This window comes from Calidifontibacter indicus (assembly GCF_003386865.1).
Classification (GTDB): domain Bacteria; phylum Actinomycetota; class Actinomycetes; order Actinomycetales; family Dermatophilaceae; genus Yimella; species Yimella indica.
On record NZ_QTUA01000001.1, the window covers coordinates 3,069,736 to 3,087,909 of the forward strand.

An 18,174-nucleotide genomic window follows, 5' to 3' on the forward strand; every position below is an offset into this window, starting at 1 on the left:
GTCAGCCCTGGTTCTGGGAGTCGTTCGTCGAGGGGGCGGTGGCCGGCGAGGCGGCGGACAGGACATCGCTCACGGCGGGCAGTGCGGTGGCCAGGCGGTCGGCCCAGTCGGCGATCGGGTCGATGCCGACCGAGGCGAACGCGTCGTGGCCGAGCACGCTGTTGGCCGGACGCTGCGCGGGCGTGGGGAACTGTTCGGTGCTGATCGGGTTGACCCTGGCCGGGTCGAGCCCGGACAACCGGAAGATCTCCTGGGCGAACCCGTGCCAGCTCGTCGCGCCGCTGCTGGTGCCGTGGTAGTAGCCGCCCGGCGCACCGGAATCGACCAGTCGCACGATCAACTCGGCCAGATCGTGCGTCCAGGTCGGCTGCCCCTCCTGATCGGCCACCACTGTCAAAGTGTTCCGCTCACCGGCCAGTCGCAGCATCGTCTTGACGAAATTGCCTCCTCCCGCGCCGTACAACCATGCGGTGCGCACCACGTACGCGTCCGGGTCGGCCGCACGCACGGCCCACTCCCCGGCCACCTTGGTGCGGCCGTACGCCGACCGCGGCGCCTGCGGGTGGTCCTCGCCGTACGCTCCCTGCGCGGCACCGTCGAACACGTAATCGGTCGACACGTGCACGAACCGTGCACCAACCTCACGCGCCACGACAGCGGCGTTCCGGGCCCCGACCGCGTTGATCGCGAACGCCTCGGCCTCATGAGCCTCGGCCGCGTCGACCGCGGTCCACGCCGCACAGTTGACGACGACCCGAACGCCGGACGAACCCAGCGACCGCGACTCCCCCGCAGCCGACCCCGTAACCGACACTGCGGCACGCACCGCGTCGAGATCACGGATGTCGCAGTCGGCGCTACCCAACGCCACGAACTCCCGACCGGCAGTTGTCAGCACACGCTGCAGATCCTGACCGAGCATGCCGGTCCCCCCCAGCAACACCCACATCAGTTATGCGTTTCCAATACCTGTTGGGTCAACGCGTACTTGTTCTCGACATCCTGTTTCATCGGACGCCACCACCCCTCATTGTTCCGATACCACTCGATCGTGGCCGCCAACCCATCCGCGAAGTCGGTGTACACCGGCGACCACCCCAACTCCGACCGCAACCGCGACGCATCGATCGCGTACCGGCGATCGTGCCCCGCCCGATCCGTCACATGATCGAACGCATCCACCGGCTGCCCGAACCCGGCCAGGATCGCCTCGATCACCGACCGGTTCGACTCCTCACCATCCGCCCCGATCAGATACGTCGCACCGATCTGCCCGCGCTCGATGATCGTCCACACCGCACTGTTGTGGTCATCGACATGGATCCAGTCCCGCACGTTCAACCCGTCGCCGTACAACTTCGGCCGCACCCCGTCGATCAGATTCGTGATCTGCCGCGGAATGAACTTCTCCACATGCTGCCTGGGCCCGTAATTGTTCGAACAGTTCGAGATCGTCGCCGCCACCCCGAACGACCGCACCCACGCCCGCACCAACAAATCCGACGCGCCCTTGGTCGACGAATACGGCGACGAGGGGTTGTACGGCGTCGCCTCGGTGAACCGGTTCGGGTCGTCCAACTCCAGATCGCCGTACACCTCATCGGTCGAGATGTGGTGATACCGCACCCCGTGCCGACGCACCGCCTCCAACAACGTGTACGTGCCGATCACGTTCGTGTCCAGGAACGGCCGCGGATCGGCCAACGAGTTGTCGTTGTGCGACTCCGCCGCGAAGTGCACCACCACATCCGCACCCGACACCAACGAATCGACCAACCCGGCATCACAGATGTCACCCTGCACGAACTCGACCATCGAGTCCCCACGCGCATCCTCGAGGACACCGTCCAAGGACGCCAACGACCCCGCATACGTCAACTTGTCCAGCACCGTCACCCGCACATCCGGACGCGTCGCCCGGGTCAAGTGAACGAAATTACTCCCGATGAAACCGGCCCCACCGGTAACGACAACGTGCACAGAACACCCTTCCAACGTGAACCCGAAAGCATCCGATCCCCCCTGGATCTTGCGAGTCTCCCCTTGACCCCGTGGCAAGACTAGACCCGTCGGTAGCATGTGCGCACATGAAAGGGATAATTCTCGCGGGGGGCTCGGGCACCCGGCTGCACCCGATCACCAGGGCGATCAGCAAGCAACTGATGCCGATCTACGACAAGCCGATGGTCTACTACCCGCTGTCGACCCTGATGATGGCCGGCATCCGCGAAATCCTGATCATCACCACGCCCCACGACGCCGACCAGTTCCAACGCCTCCTCGGCGACGGCTCCCAGTGGGGCATCGAGCTGACCTACGCGGTGCAACCCTCCCCGGACGGCCTCGCTCAGGCCTTCATCATCGGCGCCGACTTCATCGGCGCCGACTCCGTCGCCCTGGTGCTGGGCGACAACATCTTCCACGGCGCCGGGCTCGGCACCCGGCTGCGCGACCACAACCGCCTCACCGGCGGGCTGATCTTCGCCTACCACGTGCCCGACCCGACCGCCTACGGCGTCGTCGAGTTCGACGACGACATGCGCGCCATCTCCATCGAGGAGAAACCCGCACACCCGAAGTCGAGCTTCGCGGTGCCCGGCCTCTACTTCTACGACAACGACGTCGTCGACCTCGCCCGCAACCTCACCCCCAGCGCCCGCGGCGAACTCGAGATCACCGGCATCAACGACGCCTACCTGCGCCGCGGCGACCTCCAGGTCACCGTCCTGCCGCGCGGCACCGCGTGGTTCGACACCGGCACCTTCGAGGGCCTCATGTCGGCCTCCCAGTTCGTGCACGTCGTCGAGGAACAACAAGGACTCAAGATCGGCTGCGTCGAGGAGATCGCCTGGCGTGCCGGCTGGATCGACGACGACACCCTGCGCGGTCACGCCGACGACCTCACCAAGAGCGGCTACGGCCTCTACCTGCACCGCATCCTCGGCGAAGGCCGCCGACGCCACCACGGACTCTGAGCCAAGCACGGACTCTGAGCCGGCCGCGGCTCGAAACCCACCACGATCCCCAAGGACAACCGGACGAATGAACATCGAACCGCTCAAGATCGAGGGCGCCTGGGTCGTCACCCCACGCCAATTCCCCGACGACAGAGGCGTTTTCATGGAAGGCTTCCGCGCCGACCACCTCGCCGAACACACCGGCCACCAGATGCAGGTCGTCCAGACCAACATCTCCGTCTCCTGCGCCGGCACCGTCCGCGGCATCCACTACGCCGACGTCCCGCCCTCCCAAGCCAAATACATCACCGCCACCACCGGCGCCCTCATTGACTACATCGTCGACATCCGCGTCGGCTCCCCCACATACGGCCAATTCGACTCCGTGCTCCTCGACGCAGACACCCGCAGAGCCGTCTACCTTTCCGAAGGCCTCGGCCACGCCTTCTGCGCCCTGCAGGACAACACCACCGCCGTCTACCTCTGCTCCGCCGTCTACAACCCCCAACGCGAACACGGCATCCACCCCCTCGACCCCACCATCGCGCTCACCCTCCCCGACGACATCGACGCCCCCACCCTGTCACCCAAGGACGCCGCCGCCCCCACACTCGCTGAGGCCGCCGAACAAGGACTCCTGCCCCGCTACGAAGACTGCTTGCACTTCCGCAACTCCCTGCGCGGCTGAGTGCCGACCGGACGGGGTGTTACGTCCACGTCACACTTCGGCACGTCAAGCCGCTGCCGGCGACGGACGGTGCAAAGATGTGCGTCACTTGCGGCCCGCCGGGTCGCGTACGCAGTTCCGCACGCAAGGAGTTCCACATGGCCATCGTCCACTCACGTACGCGCGTCGCTCTCGTCGGCGCCATCGCAGTCAGCTTCGGTCTCACCGCGTGCGGTTCGGACAGCCTCGGCGGCTCTTCGTCGTCGTCCTCGAGCACCACCTCCGCCTCGGTGAGCGCCGACACGAAGCTGGCCGACATGGTGCCGGCGGCGATCAAGAGCAAGGGCACGCTCACGATCGGCACGGACGCGTCCTACGCGCCCAACGAGTTCCTGGCCGCCGATGGCAAGACCGTCCAGGGCCTCGACATCGACCTCACCAAGGCGGTGCTGGCGAAGCTCGGTCTGAAGGCCAACTTCCAGAACGCCAGCTTCGGCACCATCCAGAACGGTGTGCAGTCGGGCAAGTACGACATGGGTGTCTCCTCGTTCACCATCAACAAGACCCGCCTGCAGCAGGTCACGATGGTCAGCTACTTCAGCGCCGGCACGCAGTGGGCGACCAAGAAGGGCAACCCCCCGCAAAGGGCGGTCGGCGAGGACAAGGTCGACGTCAACAACCCGTGCGGCCTGACCGTCGGGGTGCAGAAGGACACGGTGCAGGTCGACGACCTCACCGCCCGCAGCAAGAAGTGCACCGACGAAGGCAAGCCTGGCATCACCCAGGTCGTCGAGCAGGACCAGAGCAAGGTCACGGCCGACCTGGTCTCCGGCAAGGTCAAGGCGATGGCGGCCGACTCCCCGGTGACGCTGTACGCCGTCAAGACCACCAACGGCGCGGTCGAGACCGTGGGCGACATCTACGACTCGGCGCCCTACGGACTCGTGCTGAAGAAGGACCAGACCGACTTCGGCAAGGCGCTCGTCGAGGGCCTGAAGGCGATCAAGGCCGACGGCAGCTACGACACCATCCTGAAGAACTGGAACAACAGCTCCGGCGCCACCAGTTCCTTCGAGGTGAACCCGAGTGTCGCAAGCTGACCAAGCTGTGACCGGTGACCGGCCGGGCGAGATCGACGCCCGGCCGGTGCCGCACCCGCTGCGGTGGGTGGCCATCGCGATCATCGTCCTGCTCGTCGCGATGATGATCAGTTCGTTCGTCACCAACGCCCAGTGGAACTGGGGCTTCGTCGGCACGGTGATGAACTACAAGCCGGTGCTCCAGGGCCTGGTGCAGGGCACCATCGTCGGCACCCTCGGTGCCATGGTTCTCGGCGTCGGCCTCGGCATCATCCTGGCGATCATGCGGTTGTCGGAGAACCCCGTGCTGCGCGGCGTCTCGTTCGTCTACACCTGGTTCTTCCGGGCGATCCCGCGCCTGGTGCTACTGGTCATGATGGGTTCGGGCATCGCGGTGCTCTACCCCAAGCTCGACATCGGTTTCCCGTTCGCCCAGCAGATCTTCGGTGTCGACAACGCCCTGATGGTCGGGTCGATCGACGTCAACAAGCTGTCCAACGGCATCATCGTCGGCATCCTCGGCCTCGGTCTGTCCGAGGCCGCGTACATGGCCGAGATCGCGCGCGCCGGCATCCAGTCGGTCGACCGTGGTCAGACGGAGGCGGCGCAGGCACTCGGCATGTCGCCCGGCAAGACCATGCGGCGCGTGGTGCTGCCGCAGGCGATGCGGGTGATCGTGCCGCCCACCGGCAACGAGACGATCGCGATGGTCAAGGACACCTCGCTGCTGTCGGCGGTGCCGGTCACGATGGAGCTGTGGTACCAGGTGTCGACCGTCGGTAACCAGACCTACAAGATCGTGCCCGCCTATGTGGCCGGTTTCGTCTGGTACCTCATCGTCTGCTCGGTGCTCATGGTCGGCCAGGCCTGGCTGGAGCGCCGCTTCGGACGCGGTTTCGGCAACTCGAACCTCAGCGCGTCGCAACGCACGAAGTTCCTCGGCATGATCGGAGGTGGCGGCAAGTGAGCCCCGAACTCGCCCAGGAGGCGACCGGACGCCCGACCGGCGACGGCACCTCCCTCGTCCACGCCGTCAACGTCACCAAGAGCTTCTACGGCAACCAGGTGCTCAAGGGCATCGACCTCGACGTGCACGAGGGTGAGGTGGTGTGCCTGCTCGGTCCGTCCGGCTCGGGCAAGACCACCTTCCTGCGCTGCATCAACCAGCTCGAGACGATCAACGGCGGACGCATCTGGGTCGACGGCGACCTCATGGGTTACGAGGACCGCGGCGGCACGCTGCACCGCCTCGCCGACAAGAAGATCGCGGCCCAGCGGCGCGAGATCGGCATGGTGTTCCAGCGGTTCAACCTCTTCCCGCACATGACGGCTCTCGAGAACGTCGCCGAGGCGCCGGTGCACGTGAAGGGCGTCGACAAGAAGACTGCCCGTGCCGAGGCGCGCGAGCTGCTCGAGCGAGTGGGCCTGGGTGAACGCTGCGACCACTACCCGGCGCAGTTGTCGGGCGGCCAGCAGCAGCGGGTCGCGATCGCGCGGGCGTTGGCGATGAAGCCGAAGCTGATGCTCTTCGACGAGCCCACGTCGGCACTCGACCCGGAGTTGGTCGGCGAGGTGCTCGAAGTGATGCGCGAGCTGGCCGAAGGCGGCATGACGATGATCGTGGTCACCCACGAGATCGCGTTCGCCCGTGACGTCGCCGACCGGGTGGTGTTCATGGACGGAGGTGTCGTGGTCGAGCAGGGCCCGCCGCGAGAGGTCATCGCCAAGCCGCAGCACGAGCGCACCCGCGCGTTCCTGCGGCGCATCCTGGCCGAACAACACGAGAGCCCCGAGCCGTCGCCCGACGCGATCAACGAGTGAGCGGCACCAACCGTCGGATCGGCCTCGCCGTCGTGCGGGGCCGATCCATGGTGCCGACCTTCGCCGACGGCGACCGGCTGCTCGTCCTGCACGGTGCGCGACCGCGTCCGGGCCGGTGCCATGTGGTGCAACTGCCCGCCCGGCCGATCGCGGTCAAGCGGGTCGCGTACGCCACCGACGACGGCTGGTGGGTGCTCAGCGACAACGCCCCCGAGGGCACGGACTCCCGCGTGCTGGGCGCGATCCCACCGGAAGGGATGATCGCGCGGGTGATCGCGCCGATCCGGCTGCCCCGCCGCCCGCGGCGCGGCGCGGCGGAGTAAGTTCTGACATGACAGGGCCCGCGGTGCTCCGCCATCGCGGCCGACCGAAGACCACGGAGAGGATCCACATGTTCCGCCGTTTCATCGCCCCGACGCTCGAGGTCAGCGCCCACTGCGACCTTCCCTGCGGTGTCTACGACCCCGCGCAGGCCCGCATCGAGGCCGAGTCGATCAAGGCCGTCTGCCAGAAGGCCGCCGACAGCGACGACCCCGACTTCCGCACCCGCGCCCTGATCATCAAGGAGCAGCGCTCCGAGCTGGTCAAGCACCACCTGTGGGTGCTGTGGACCGACTACTTCAAGCCGCCGCACTTCGAGAAGTTCCCCGAGCTGCACACCCTCGTCAACGAGGCCACCAAGCTCGCCGGTGCCTCCGGCACCAAGGGTTCGCTCGACGTCGACGTCGCCGACCAGCTGCTGGGCAAGATCGACGAGATCGCCCGCATCTTCGCGGAGACCAAGAAGGCCTGAGCCTGGTTTCACACGCCGAAGGGCGCCATCCGATCGCGGGTGGCGCCCTTCGCCTGTGTCGTCACCTTGGTCATCACCTTGGTCGTCAGGCTGTCGTCAGGTGATGGCGGCTCGCCGCAAGAATTGGACAAACCCATACCTTCGCTGATCTATGTGATCCAGCTCACTTTCGGTAGGTTGCCGTGGTCCCATACGCCACAAGCGTCCCGTCGATCCCACTGGGAGCGCCATGCAACACGATCCGGACAAACCACCCCCGGCCAACAAATCCCTGCTCGTCCTCGCCGGCGTGCTGCTGGTCATCCCCTGCCTGGCGCTCGTGCCGGTGGGTTGGTACGCCAGCGCCGACGACCCCCGCGCCCATGACATCGCCGGCTGGCCGATCTTCATCTGGTACCAGATGTTGATGGTGCCGATCACCGCGCTGTTCACCGTCGCCGCGTTCTTCGTGGTGAAGAAGGCGCGACCGCACGTGCCGGTGCACGCCGTCGGTCGCCACGCGGCCGATGACGGCGCCGACGTCCAGCACCCTGGGGCCGACGCATGAGCACCCTCGTCTTCGCGCCGAACCCGTCCACCCCGAACACCGGGGTCAACTGGACCGCCCTGACGATCCTCGTCGTCATCTTCCTGGCCGTCACCGTGATGGGCTTCCTGGCCACCCGCTGGCGGCGGGCCGAGTCGATGGAATCCCTGGACGAGTGGGGCCTCGGCGGCCGCAGCTTCGGCACCTGGATCACGTGGTTCCTGTTGGGCGGCGACCTCTACACCGCTTACACCTTCGTGGCCGTTCCCGCCGCGATGTTCTCGCTCGGCGCCGTCAACGGGTTCTTCGCGGTGCCCTACACGATCGTCGCCTACCCGATCATCTTCTTCTTCATGTCGCGCCTGTGGTCGGTGAGCCACCGCCACGGTTACGTCACCGCGGCCGACTTCATCCGCGGCCGCTACGGCTCACGCGGACTGTCGCTCGCGATCGCGGTCACCGGCTTCGTCGCGACCATGCCGTACATCGCCCTGCAACTCGTCGGCATCCAGGCGGTGCTCGAGGTGGCCGGCGTCGGTGGCGGCGGCAACTGGCTGGCGAAGGACCTCCCGCTGCTCATCGCGTTCGCGGTGTTGGCCGCGTACACCTACACCAGCGGTCTGCGCGCCCCGGCGATCATCGCATTCGTCAAGGACGTCCTGATCTACCTGGTGATCATCGTCGCGATCATCTACCTGCCGACCAAGGTCGGCGGTTGGGGCCATGTGTTCGACGCGGCCCAGGAGAAGATGGGCACCACCAACCCGGCCACGGGCAAGCCCACCGGCGCGTTCGTGCCGGCGGCCAACCAACAATGGGCCTACGTCACGTTGGCGTTCGGTTCGGCCATGGCGCTGTTCATGTACCCGCACTCGATCACCGCGGTGCTGTCGTCCAAGAGCCGCAACACGATCCGCCGCAACGCCTCGATCCTGCCGGCGTACTCGCTCGTCCTCGCCCTCCTTGCGCTGCTCGGCTGGATCGCGATCGCGGCCGGCACCAAGCCGCTCGGTCTCGACGGCAAGGCGAACGCTCAGCTGGTCGTGCCGCAGCTCATCGAGGACCAGTTCCCGTCATGGTTCGCCGGGGTCGCGTTCGCGGCGATCGCGGTCGGCGCGCTGGTGCCGGCGGCCATCATGTCGATCGCAGCGGCCAACACCTTCACCCGCAACATCTACAAGGAATGGCTGAAGCCCGATGCGACCGTCGAGCAGGAGGCGAAGGTCTCCAAGGTGGTGTCGCTGGTGGTCAAGGTGTTCGCGCTGATCTTCGTCTTCACGATGGACAAGCAGAACGCGATCAACCTGCAGCTGCTCGGTGGCATCTGGATCCTGCAGACCTTCCCCTCGATCGTCATCGGGCTCTACACCCGGTGGCTGCACCGCTGGGCGGCACTCGCCGGTTGGGCGGTCGGCATGATCTACGGCACTTACAAGGCGTACGGCGTCGCGAGCCCGGCGACCAAGCACTTCGGTGGGTCGCTCGCGCAGATTCCGGTCATCAAGGAACTCGGCTACATCGCGTTCACGGCGTTCGTGCTCAACGTGCTGGTCTCGGTGGCGCTGACCGCGATCCTGCGGGCGGCGAAGGTGCCGGTCGGACGCGACGAGACGGTCACGATGGACTACTTCGCCGATGAGGACGACCCGCGCGTGCAGGCGTACGACCCCGACCCGTTCGAGGACCACACCGACGACGGGACCGGGCCGAGCGGACGCCACGCGGCCCATCGTCCGGAACCCGCCTGAGGTTCGGGACACCTCCCGAGCAACAACGAAGGAGCGGTGCGAAAGCACCGCTCCTTCGTCACGTTCTGTGCACTCGGCTCAGGCGTTGGGCTTCTTGCCGTGGTTGGCGCCCTTGCCCTTGCGCGAGCGACGCTTACGGGCGCGCTTGCTCATGGTCTGCTCCTGGTGCAGCTAGGGATCTGATCGCCGGAGAGACCCGGCAAACCCTGCGATTCTCCCACAATCACACCGAACTGCCGAATCCAGGTCACCTGTTCAGGTGGCACCGAGCACTATGTGGTCCGTGCCATAATCGATTCCTGCGTCCGAGCGGGACGCACCCCCACGGCAGATCACAGGTGGACCCCCCATGAACACCGCACTCGAAATCCTCCTCGCCCAGTTGGCCGGCGACGCCGGCGTGAGCACCCCGCAGCCGATTGTCGGATGGCGTCCGCCGACCGGCTGATCCCGTAGTGACCAGCGATCCATCGACCACGTCGGACGCTGGGCAGATCGACCCTCGTAGCGACGCACTTCGCAGCGCCACGCCGGTCACCCTGACGATGACGGCTGCGCTTCTTGCAGCCGTCATTTTCGGCCAGCGTTCCGGCCTGCGCTTCGAGGAGCCGGTGACCGTGTTGCTCCTCGCCGTGGTCGGCTGGGTGGCGGAGACCTTCGCCTCCCTCGTGCAGCGGTTCTCCTCGATGTCGTTGACCTCGACCCTCGTCGGTGTGGCCGCGGTGCTCTGCGGGCCGCTCGGCGCCTGCGTCGTGGGTGTAGCCGCCACCGCACTCATCGCAGCACGCCTACCCCGCATGGTGCGTTACTTCAACGCCGCCATGACCGGCTGGGTCGCGCTGCTCGGCGGACTGACCTTCGACCTGTTGACCGCGCCGGATCGCACGCTCACCCACGCTCCCACCGAGGTGGTGCCGCTCGCGCTGCCGATGACGGTGATGACCCTCGTCATGATGCTGGTCAACGCGCTGCTGATCAGCTTGGTGATCAAGGTGACGGCTGCCGTGCCGTACGGCCGGTCGCTGCGCGACTTCGGCGCCAGCAGCGCGCCGCTGTTCCTCATCGGCGGCCTGATCTCCTACCTCATCGTCGTGCTCTGGATCGGCGCCGGCACCGGACCGGTCACCATCCTGGTGATGGCCCCTCCCCTGCTGCTCGCGCAATGGGCCTACTCCTCGATGGAGGCCGAGTCGTCGAACGTCGACCACTCGGTCGACGTGCTGGCCGGTGCGCTCGACCTCAACCGGCCGGGCACACGCGACCACGGCGAACTCGTGATGGTGATCGCGGAGGAGGTCGGCAATGTCGCCGGACTCTCCGACACCGAGATCGCCACCGTCCGCCGGTCGGCGCGCCTGCACCACCTCGGCACGATGACCGCCGCGCGCCGTCCGATGGCAACGATCGATGCCGAGGCGTGCCAACTGGCTGCCGACCTGCTCGCACCGATCCACTACCTCGAGCCCACGCGTCGGGTCGTGGCCGCCCAGGCCGACCCGATCGGCACCCGACCGGCCGGCACCGCCGTGCTCGCCGTCGCCGATGCCCTCGCATCGACCGTCGAGAACCGCATGATCGCCAGCGGGGTCGACATTCCTGACCGCACCCTCATCGACGCCTGCATCGCCCAGGTCGGCACCCGCAACGACCTCGAACCGGGGGCACGCGCCGCGCTGGCGGCGGCCCCACCAGCCACTCTCGCCGGGCGCATCACGATGAAGCTCACCGGCAGCACCCCGCGCAACACCCACGGGGAGATGGGGTGAGCCCGGCCCGCAGCCGCTACGTCGACCTCGTCGTCACGATCCTCGCGATCGTCGCCGGCGTCGCGGCGCTCGTCATCTTGGTGCACGACCCCGCCGAGGCAAGGGCCGGCGCCGGTTGGCGATGGGGAGTGATGGTGCTGGCGCTGGCACTGGCCGGGCCGTTGCACCTGCGGCTACCGGGCGGGTTCGACGCGTCACCGGTGGCGCCGGCCATTGGCCTCGCGATGGTGCTGTCGCCGCTGATCCGCCTCGACGACTACGTGATGCGCTCGGCCCTCGTCGTCGTCGGCGTGATCGTGGGCACCGGGATCGGCCTCGCGCTGAGCGCCCTCACCGGGCAGGGCCGACCGGTGGCCGCGGTGATCTCGAGCCGCATCGTCGGTGCGGCAGCCGCTGCCGCGTTGTTCCGCAACGTGCCGTGGGTCGACGGTAAGGCGCCGGCTCGACAGGTCGAGGCGTGGGCCGACACCCCCTGGCGCATGGCGGTCGCGATGACGGTCTGCGGGGCGGTGGCCGTCCTCATCGAGATGGGTGTGCTGGTGCTGCGCACGGCCCCCATCGGCCGCATCGACTCGCAGGCCGAACTGGTGGCCCGCGAGCTCGGCCCCATCTGGTTGGCGGTGCTCGGCATCGCGGTGGCGATCGCCCTCGGGTTCGGTCCGCTCGACCTGTGGTCGGTGCCGATCATGGCCTCGCCGCTGCTGCTGATGCGCACCGCTTTGCGCCGGCAAGCCGCCATCGCCCAGGTGCGACACGACACCATCGAGGCGCTCAGCCGACTCACCGACGGCACCGGCTTCACCACCGAGGGCCACGGTCGCCGAGTGCGCGACCTCACCCGGTTGGTGGGCACCGAACTCATGCTCACCGAGCGTGAACTGCGCGATCTGGAGATGGCGGCGATGCTGCACGACGTCGGGCAGCTGGGTCTGTCCGACCCGCTCCCGGGCGGCGCCACCAGCGAGGCGGCGCGTGCCGATCAGGTGGCGATCGCCGCAGACGGCGCCGCCGTGATCCGGGAGTTCGGCGGCCTGGAGCGGGTGGCCGAGATCGTGGAACTGCAGTCGACGCCGTTCCGCAATGTGCGCGAGTTCGGTGAGGACGTGCCGATCGAGTGCCGCATCCTCAAGGCCTGCAACGCCTACGACGACCTCACCCAGGGACGCGAAGAGATGCGCCCCAGCGCACTGGAACGCATCTCTCTCGGTATGGGTTACGAATACGACCCGGACGTCGTCGACCTGCTGTCGAACCTCACCCGTCCGGCCCGTTGAGCCCGCGGCTCGCTCAGTCGACCCGGTGGATCTGAACGGTGGTCACCTGCACGCTGATGCGCTGCATGATCTGCGTGCGCAGGGCGGCGGGCGCTTCTTCGCACTGGCACGAACGGCGGATGAGCGCCTTCATGATCGCGTCGCGTTGGTATTCGTCGAGGCACGGCGGGCAGTCGGCGAGGTGCTGCTTCAGCGCGGTGCACTCGGCCTCGGTCAGCTCGCCGTCGAGGTACTCGGCCAGGTGGTCGAGGTAGCTGTCGCAACCCTGGGCGTTGTCGAACATCATTTGGCGCCACCCTCTGCTCCGGCATTGATGAAGCCGCGCTCGTGGGCGTAGTCGGTGAGCTTCTCACGCAACAGCCGGCGACCACGATGCAGTCGCGACATGACGGTGCCGATGGGGGTGTCCATGATCTCGGCGATCTCCTTGTAGGAGAAACCCTCGACGTCGGCGAAGTAAACCGCCAGACGGAAGTCCTCGGGGATCTCCTGCAGAGCCCGCTTCACATCGGAATCGGGCAGGTGATCGAGCGCCTCCGCCTCGGCCGACTTCAGACCGGTGGAGGTGTGTGCCTCGGCGCGGGCGAGTTGGTAGTCCTCGATCTCCGCTGCGTCGGACTGCTGCGGCTGCCGCTGCTTCTTGCGGTAGTCGTTGATGTAGGTGTTGGTGAGGATGCGGTAGAGCCAGGCCTTGAGGTTGGTGCCGGGCTTGTACTGGTGGAAGGCGGCGTAGGCCTTCGCGAAGGTCTCCTGCACCAGGTCTTCGGCGTCGGAGTGGTTGCGCGTGGTGCGCAGCGCGGCGCTGTAGAGCTGGTCGAGGTAGGGCATCGCGTCGCGTTCGAAGCGAGCGAGGCGTTCGGTCGACGACTCTTGGGCGACGTCGACGGCGCCACCGGAGACAGACGTCTTCTCGTGGCTGCGGTCGTCGGCGGCCTCATCGGGCGTCGCGGCCGAGTCGGGCTCTGGCACGGTGGCTGTGCTGGCAGTTCGGTCCTGGTTCATCGCGCTCCAGCCTAACGCCGGCGACTGACGACCTGCTTCCTTCGGCTTCGTTGGGAGACCGACACCACCGAGCGCCACGTCTTCGGGCGCGCAAGGTGCAACGAACACGCTGGGGTTTCCTCCTCGTCGCACGAACCCGGGTGGCTCGCACGATTTGGTCAACAGAGGGCCGCGGCGGATCATTCCGCGCCGGGCGGCTCACTTCGTCGGGAAAGCCCGTCCCAACCAGTCCCGGACGGCGGCGACGACGTCATCGGGTTGCGCGCCGAAGCTGTGGGCGCCCTTGCACGGGTAGACCGGGAGCGCGTCACCGAATTCGTCGGCGAACTCCTGCGGCCGGCCCATCGGATCGCTGCTGCCCTGCACCACGGCGATCGGGATACCGGCCTCGAGCACCACGCGCAGCTCTGGAGCGCGCGCCTTGTCACTCTTGCCGGCCCCGCTGAGCGGGAACGACAGCGCCAGCACCGCATCGGCGCCGACCTCGACGGCGGTGCGGCAGGCGACGCGGGCACCCGCGGAGCGGCCGCCGACGATCAGCGGGTGGCCGAGCTTGCCGCGTCCGGTGGTGAGTGCGGCGATGATCGGCAACCAGGCGGCGTCGAGGGTCTTGGGTGGGGTCGCGACCTTGCGGCCGGCCACCCGCCACGGCTGCTCGACCCGCACGTAGTTCCAGCCGTCCGCGGTGAGCACGCGCAGGGCGGCCAGGTCTGATGCTTCGATGCCGCCGCCCGCGCCGTGGCTGACGACCACCGTGCCGCGGGCGTTCGGCACCCGTTCGATGTGGGCCCGCGCGAGACCCGTGGGCGTCTCGATCTCCTTGATCCGCAACGCCATTGGCTATTCCCCGATGATCTCGCCGGTGGTCGGGTCGACCACACCGTGCAACTCCGACTCGCCGATCGGCAGCACGAGCTGCTCGCCGTTGTTGCGGCCCGAGCCGACCGCGCTGGATACCGGCCACGCCTCGAACCGCCCGGCGGACGGCGACTCGATGAGCGCCCGCACCTCGTCGGGGTCGGTGTTGGTCGGGTCGAGCCAGTGCTGCCACACGTCGCGGTCGAGCACCAGCGGCTGACGGTCGTGGATGCGGTCGAGGCCGGGCTCGGCGGCGGTGGTGACGATCGAGTACGTCGTGAGCCAGGCGTCGGGGTCGTCGCCGTCCTTCGTCTTGTCGCGCCAGAACTCGTAGACCCCGGCGAACGCGCAGTGTTCACCGTCGCCGCGGCGGATGAAGAACGGCTGCTTGCGCGGTTTGCCCTTCGCGTCGGTGGCCGTGGGGCTCACCTGCCACTCGTACCAGCCGTCGGCCGGCACCAGGCAGCGTCGACTCACCGCGGCCTTGGCGAACGCGCCCTTGTCGAGCAGGGTCTCGGCGCGTGCGTTGATCATCCGCAGCCCCACCTTGGTGTCCTTCGCCCACGACGGCACGAGCCCCCAAGTGAGCAACCGCAACTGCCGGACGGGGCCGGCGTCGGGATCGTCCTTGGGCACGCGGGTGAGCACAACGGGCGCCTGCTTGGTGGGCGCCATGTTCCAGTCGGGTTTGCCGGCCGGCGGGTCCTGCGGGTTGACCAACACCGACCGAGCGTGCTCGGCCAGCCGATCGTCGTCGACCTCGAACTCGTCGACGATGTCGTCGGGGCTGAAGCTCGCGGCGTAACGACCACACATGGGGGTCAGGCTATCCGCGGTCGCCCGGCCAGGAAGTGCGCACGTCCTCGAACACACGCACGGCCCTGGTCATCGCGCTGACAAATATTGCCATCTGTCATTTGATCTTTGATACCGATGCCATGACCGAGACGGGAAAGGGTTTGAGCCCCGTGGTGCTCAGCCGCGAGGCGATCCTCGACGCGGCCGAACAAGTGCTGCGGCGCCACGGCCCGGCGAAAACCACCGTGGTCGACGTCGCGCGTGCCCTCGGCGTCAGACCGCCCGCGCGGAGCTCCCCAAGGACGGCATCACGGTGAGCCTGGTGAAGCCGGGCATCGTCGACGGCACGAACACCCCCAGCCCCGAACCCGGCCACCTGCGCCGCGACGCGGACGGTGCACTGCTCTCGCATGTCATCGCACCGCAGACGGTGGCCGCCGCGGTCGCCGGAGCAATCGAGACGGGCGTCGCCGAGGTCGACATCGTCGAGCCGTGACCGCGCCCATCGTCCGGCTCAACGCGCATCGCCCGCGTCATCTCGCTACCGTTGGACCCGATGGATCCGCATAGTCCCACCGGCGACTGGCCGGCACCGACCGCCGACACCCCGATCGACGCCACCGTGGCCGTCCCGGGCAGCAAGAGCCTCACCAACCGCTATGCGGTGCTGGCCGCGCTCGCCACCGACGCCTCGCGCCTGACGCGTCCGTTGGTCTCCCGCGACACCACCTTGATGGTCGGCGCGCTGCGCGACCTCGGCACACAGGTCACGCAGGAGAACGTCGACGACGAACCCAGCTGGCTGATCGAGCCCCAGCAGCTGCGCGGTCCGGCCGGCATCGATTGCGGCCTGGCCGGCACCGTGATGCGATTCCTACCGCCGGTCGCCGCGCTCGCCGACGGCCCGGTTCGGTTCGACGGCGATCCGCACGCTCGTAAGCGTCCGATGGCTCCGGTGCTCGGTGCGCTGCGCGCTCTCGGTGTCGACATCACCACGGAGGGCGCCGACGCGCTCCCGTTCACGGTCACCGGCACCGGTGCGGTGCGCGGCGGCAAGGTCGTGCTCGACGCGTCCGGATCGTCGCAGTTCGTGTCGGCCCTGTTGCTCGCCGGCGCACGCTTCGAGCAAGGGGTCACCGTCGTCCATGACGGCAAACCGCTCCCCTCCCTGCCGCACGTGCAGATGACCGTCGAGGTGCTGCGTGACGCCGGTGTCGTCGTCGACGACATGGACGCCAACACCTGGCACGTCGAACCGTCCGAGATCTCCGCGCTCGAGGTCAGCGTCGAGCCCGACCTGTCCAACGCCGCTGCGTTCCTTGCCGCGGCGCTCGTCGCGGGCGGCAGGGTGCGGGTGCCCGGCTGGCCGCAGGTGACCACCCAGGCCGGCGACACGATGCGCGACATCCTCGACGCGATGGGCGCCGAAGTCGTGCTCGACCGCGACGGCCTTACCGTCAGCGGCACCGGCGAGGTGTCGGCCGTCGATCTCGACCTGCACGACGTCGGCGAACTCACCCCGGTCGTCGCCGCGCTCGCCGCGCTCGCCGCGCTCGCCGACTCCCCCAGCCAGTTGCGCGGCATCGCCCACCTGCGCGGCCACGAGACCGACCGACTCGCGGCGTTGCGCACCGAACTGAACGGCCTCGGCGGGCGGGTCACCGAGACCGACGACGGGCTGCGCATCGAGCCGGCCGCGCTGCACGCCGGCACCTTCCACACCTACGGCGACCACCGCATGGTGATGGCCGCGGCCGTGCTCGGTCTGCGGGTGCCCGGCGTGGTCATCGAAGACGTCGCCACCGTCGGCAAGACCCTGCCCACGTTCACCGAGCTGTGGGGCCGGATGCTCGGCCGGCAGGGCTGACCCGTGCCGGGCCGCTACGACTACGACGAGTCGAAGATCGGGGTGCGCCCGGGCCGTCGTGGCACTCGTCCGCGCACCAAGGACCGCCCGGCGCACAAGGACGCCGTCATCGGCGTGGTCACAGGTGTCGACCGCGGCCGCTGGACCTGCCTGGTCGACGACCACGTCGTCACCGCGATGCGGGCGCGCGAACTGCGCCGCTCCCCGATCGTCGTCGGCGACCGGGTCGGTCTGGTGGGTGACACCAGCGGCGACGAAGGCACCCTCGCGCGCATCGTGCGGATCGAGGAGCGCGAGACCTTCCTGCGCCGCACCGCCGACGACACCGACCCGGTCGAACGCGTGCTCGTCGCCAACGCCGACCAACTCGCCATCGTCACCGCGCTCGCCGACCCCGAACCGCGACCGCGGATGGTCGACCGGTGCCTCGTTGCGGCCTACGACGCCGAGATGGATCCGCTGCTGGTGCTCACCAAGGCCGATCTCGCCGACCCCGACGAGTTCATGCAGTCGTACGCCGGTCTCGACGTGCCGTACGTCGTCACGCAGGTGTTGCCCGACGGCACGATCGAGGGCCTCGACGCGGTGCACGAACGCCTCGCCGGTCAGACGACCGTGCTCGTCGGCCATTCGGGCGTCGGCAAGTCGACGCTGGTCAACGCGCTCGTGCCCGGCACCCACCGGGCCGTCGGCCACGTCAACGCAGTCACCGGACGCGGTCGCCACACCTCCACCTCGGCGGTCGCCCTCGAACTCGCCGACGGTGGTTGGGTGATCGACACCCCGGGCGTGCGGTCGTTCGGTCTCGCCCACGTCGACCCCGACTCCTTCATCGACCATTTCCCGGAGCTGGCCGCCGGCACCGAGAACTGCCCCCGCGGTTGCAGTCACGACGAGGAACACTGCGCGCTCGACGCCTGGGTCGCGCAAGGCCACGCCGGACCGTCGGGCGCTGCCCGGCTCGAGTCGTTGCGCCGGTTGCTGCGTTCGCGTCTCGGCACGCCCGAGGAGGAGTAGC

At 68.2% G+C, this 18,174-nt stretch carries 23 protein-coding genes; 15 read left to right on the plus strand and 8 right to left on the minus strand.

The features are described from left to right. Position 1: 1 nt before the first annotated feature. Together rfbD and rfbB are read right to left on the minus strand one after the other, a co-directional pair. Complete coding sequence (gene rfbD, locus DFJ65_RS14545; RefSeq protein WP_115923640.1) at positions 2–949, minus strand: dTDP-4-dehydrorhamnose reductase; 948 nt, start codon at positions 947–949, stop codon at positions 2–4. After that, positions 949–1,980: a dTDP-glucose 4,6-dehydratase gene (gene rfbB, locus DFJ65_RS14550; protein WP_115923641.1), complete on the minus strand. Its 1,032-nt coding sequence runs from the start codon at positions 1,978–1,980 to the stop codon at positions 949–951. The genes rfbD and rfbB overlap by 1 nt, the downstream gene beginning before the upstream one ends. A gap of 107 nt (positions 1,981–2,087) precedes the next feature. Here rfbB and rfbA point away from each other — a divergent pair, with 107 nt between their 5' ends. From rfbA to sodN, 7 genes are all read left to right on the plus strand, one after another. Beyond that, positions 2,088–2,975, plus strand: coding sequence for a glucose-1-phosphate thymidylyltransferase RfbA (rfbA, locus tag DFJ65_RS14555; protein WP_115923642.1), 888 nt, complete (start codon positions 2,088–2,090; stop codon positions 2,973–2,975). Between the two features lie 67 nt (positions 2,976–3,042). Beyond that, positions 3,043–3,645, plus strand: a complete 603-nt coding sequence (locus DFJ65_RS14560; protein WP_211308454.1) for a dTDP-4-dehydrorhamnose 3,5-epimerase family protein — start codon at positions 3,043–3,045, stop codon at positions 3,643–3,645. Positions 3,646–3,782: 137 nt separating this feature from the next. Next, the gene (locus DFJ65_RS14565) at positions 3,783–4,724 is read left to right on the plus strand and encodes an ABC transporter substrate-binding protein (protein WP_115923643.1); all 942 of its coding nucleotides are present in this window, start codon (positions 3,783–3,785) and stop codon (positions 4,722–4,724) included. Continuing rightward, a complete protein-coding gene (locus DFJ65_RS14570; protein ID WP_245950299.1) occupies positions 4,711–5,670 on the plus strand; it encodes an amino acid ABC transporter permease in 960 nt (319 codons plus the stop codon). The genes DFJ65_RS14565 and DFJ65_RS14570 overlap by 14 nt, the downstream gene beginning before the upstream one ends. Then, positions 5,667–6,524, plus strand: a complete 858-nt coding sequence (locus DFJ65_RS14575) for an amino acid ABC transporter ATP-binding protein (RefSeq protein ID WP_115923644.1) — start codon at positions 5,667–5,669, stop codon at positions 6,522–6,524. Before DFJ65_RS14570 ends, DFJ65_RS14575 begins: the two co-directional genes overlap by 4 nt. After that, complete coding sequence (locus tag DFJ65_RS14580; RefSeq protein WP_211308455.1) at positions 6,521–6,847, plus strand: S24 family peptidase; 327 nt, start codon at positions 6,521–6,523, stop codon at positions 6,845–6,847. Before DFJ65_RS14575 ends, DFJ65_RS14580 begins: the two co-directional genes overlap by 4 nt. Positions 6,848–6,915: 68 nt before the next feature. Then, positions 6,916–7,317, plus strand: coding sequence for a superoxide dismutase, Ni (sodN, locus tag DFJ65_RS14585; RefSeq protein ID WP_115923645.1), 402 nt, complete (start codon positions 6,916–6,918; stop codon positions 7,315–7,317). Between the two features lie 8 nt (positions 7,318–7,325). Here sodN and DFJ65_RS18290 read toward each other — a convergent pair whose 3' ends face one another. Next, positions 7,326–7,448, minus strand: coding sequence for a hypothetical protein (locus DFJ65_RS18290; protein ID WP_281269883.1), 123 nt, complete (start codon positions 7,446–7,448; stop codon positions 7,326–7,328). A 98-nt stretch (positions 7,449–7,546) separates the two neighbouring features. Between DFJ65_RS18290 and DFJ65_RS14590 the strand changes: the two genes are divergently transcribed. Continuing rightward, complete coding sequence (locus DFJ65_RS14590; RefSeq protein WP_115923646.1) at positions 7,547–7,864, plus strand: DUF3311 domain-containing protein; 318 nt, start codon at positions 7,547–7,549, stop codon at positions 7,862–7,864. Next, on the plus strand, positions 7,861–9,591 hold the full coding sequence (gene mctP, locus DFJ65_RS14595) for a monocarboxylate uptake permease MctP (RefSeq protein ID WP_115923647.1): 1,731 nt from the start codon (positions 7,861–7,863) through the stop codon (positions 9,589–9,591). Before DFJ65_RS14590 ends, mctP begins: the two co-directional genes overlap by 4 nt. A 78-nt stretch (positions 9,592–9,669) precedes the next feature. Here the strand turns inward: mctP and DFJ65_RS18510 are convergent, their stop codons facing one another. Further along, positions 9,670–9,744 (minus strand): 50S ribosomal protein bL37, encoded by a 75-nt coding sequence (locus DFJ65_RS18510; protein WP_369798754.1) that lies wholly within the window; start codon positions 9,742–9,744, stop codon positions 9,670–9,672. A gap of 392 nt (positions 9,745–10,136) precedes the next feature. Between DFJ65_RS18510 and DFJ65_RS14600 the strand changes: the two genes are divergently transcribed. Then, positions 10,137–11,357 (plus strand): HD-GYP domain-containing protein, encoded by a 1,221-nt coding sequence (locus DFJ65_RS14600; RefSeq protein ID WP_170144109.1) that lies wholly within the window; start codon positions 10,137–10,139, stop codon positions 11,355–11,357. After that, positions 11,354–12,631, plus strand: a complete 1,278-nt coding sequence (locus tag DFJ65_RS14605; protein WP_115923649.1) for an HD-GYP domain-containing protein — start codon at positions 11,354–11,356, stop codon at positions 12,629–12,631. The genes DFJ65_RS14600 and DFJ65_RS14605 overlap by 4 nt, the downstream gene beginning before the upstream one ends. 13 nt (positions 12,632–12,644) lie before the next feature. On the opposite strand, the gene rsrA is transcribed toward DFJ65_RS14605, so the two are convergent. The 4 genes from rsrA to DFJ65_RS14625 all read right to left on the minus strand — a co-directional run bounded on the left by rsrA (position 12,645) and on the right by DFJ65_RS14625 (position 15,307). Next, positions 12,645–12,917, minus strand: coding sequence for a mycothiol system anti-sigma-R factor (gene rsrA, locus DFJ65_RS14610; RefSeq protein WP_245950301.1), 273 nt, complete (start codon positions 12,915–12,917; stop codon positions 12,645–12,647). Next, positions 12,914–13,633 carry a sigma-70 family RNA polymerase sigma factor gene (locus DFJ65_RS14615; RefSeq protein WP_115923650.1) on the minus strand — a complete coding sequence of 240 codons (720 nt, stop codon included), beginning with the start codon at positions 13,631–13,633 and terminating at the stop codon, positions 12,914–12,916. The genes rsrA and DFJ65_RS14615 overlap by 4 nt, the downstream gene beginning before the upstream one ends. A 198-nt stretch (positions 13,634–13,831) precedes the next feature. Beyond that, positions 13,832–14,470, minus strand: a complete 639-nt coding sequence (locus DFJ65_RS14620; protein ID WP_245950303.1) for an alpha/beta hydrolase family protein — start codon at positions 14,468–14,470, stop codon at positions 13,832–13,834. A gap of 3 nt (positions 14,471–14,473) precedes the next feature. Continuing rightward, complete coding sequence (locus DFJ65_RS14625) at positions 14,474–15,307, minus strand: SOS response-associated peptidase (protein WP_115923651.1); 834 nt, start codon at positions 15,305–15,307, stop codon at positions 14,474–14,476. A gap of 35 nt (positions 15,308–15,342) precedes the next feature. On the opposite strand from DFJ65_RS14625, the gene DFJ65_RS18150 reads away from it, so the two are divergent. The 4 genes from DFJ65_RS18150 to rsgA are packed head-to-tail and all read left to right on the plus strand — an operon-like array spanning position 15,343 to position 18,173. Then, positions 15,343–15,606: a TetR/AcrR family transcriptional regulator gene (locus DFJ65_RS18150; RefSeq protein WP_245950305.1), complete on the plus strand. Its 264-nt coding sequence runs from the start codon at positions 15,343–15,345 to the stop codon at positions 15,604–15,606. Beyond that, complete coding sequence (locus DFJ65_RS14635; RefSeq protein WP_115923652.1) at positions 15,603–15,785, plus strand: hypothetical protein; 183 nt, start codon at positions 15,603–15,605, stop codon at positions 15,783–15,785. Before DFJ65_RS18150 ends, DFJ65_RS14635 begins: the two co-directional genes overlap by 4 nt. A 60-nt stretch (positions 15,786–15,845) precedes the next feature. Further along, positions 15,846–17,156, plus strand: a complete 1,311-nt coding sequence (gene aroA / locus DFJ65_RS14640; RefSeq protein ID WP_115923653.1) for a 3-phosphoshikimate 1-carboxyvinyltransferase — start codon at positions 15,846–15,848, stop codon at positions 17,154–17,156. 3 nt (positions 17,157–17,159) lie between these two features. Continuing rightward, positions 17,160–18,173, plus strand: a complete 1,014-nt coding sequence (gene rsgA / locus DFJ65_RS14645) for a ribosome small subunit-dependent GTPase A (protein ID WP_115923654.1) — start codon at positions 17,160–17,162, stop codon at positions 18,171–18,173. Position 18,174: the final 1 nt, after the last annotated feature.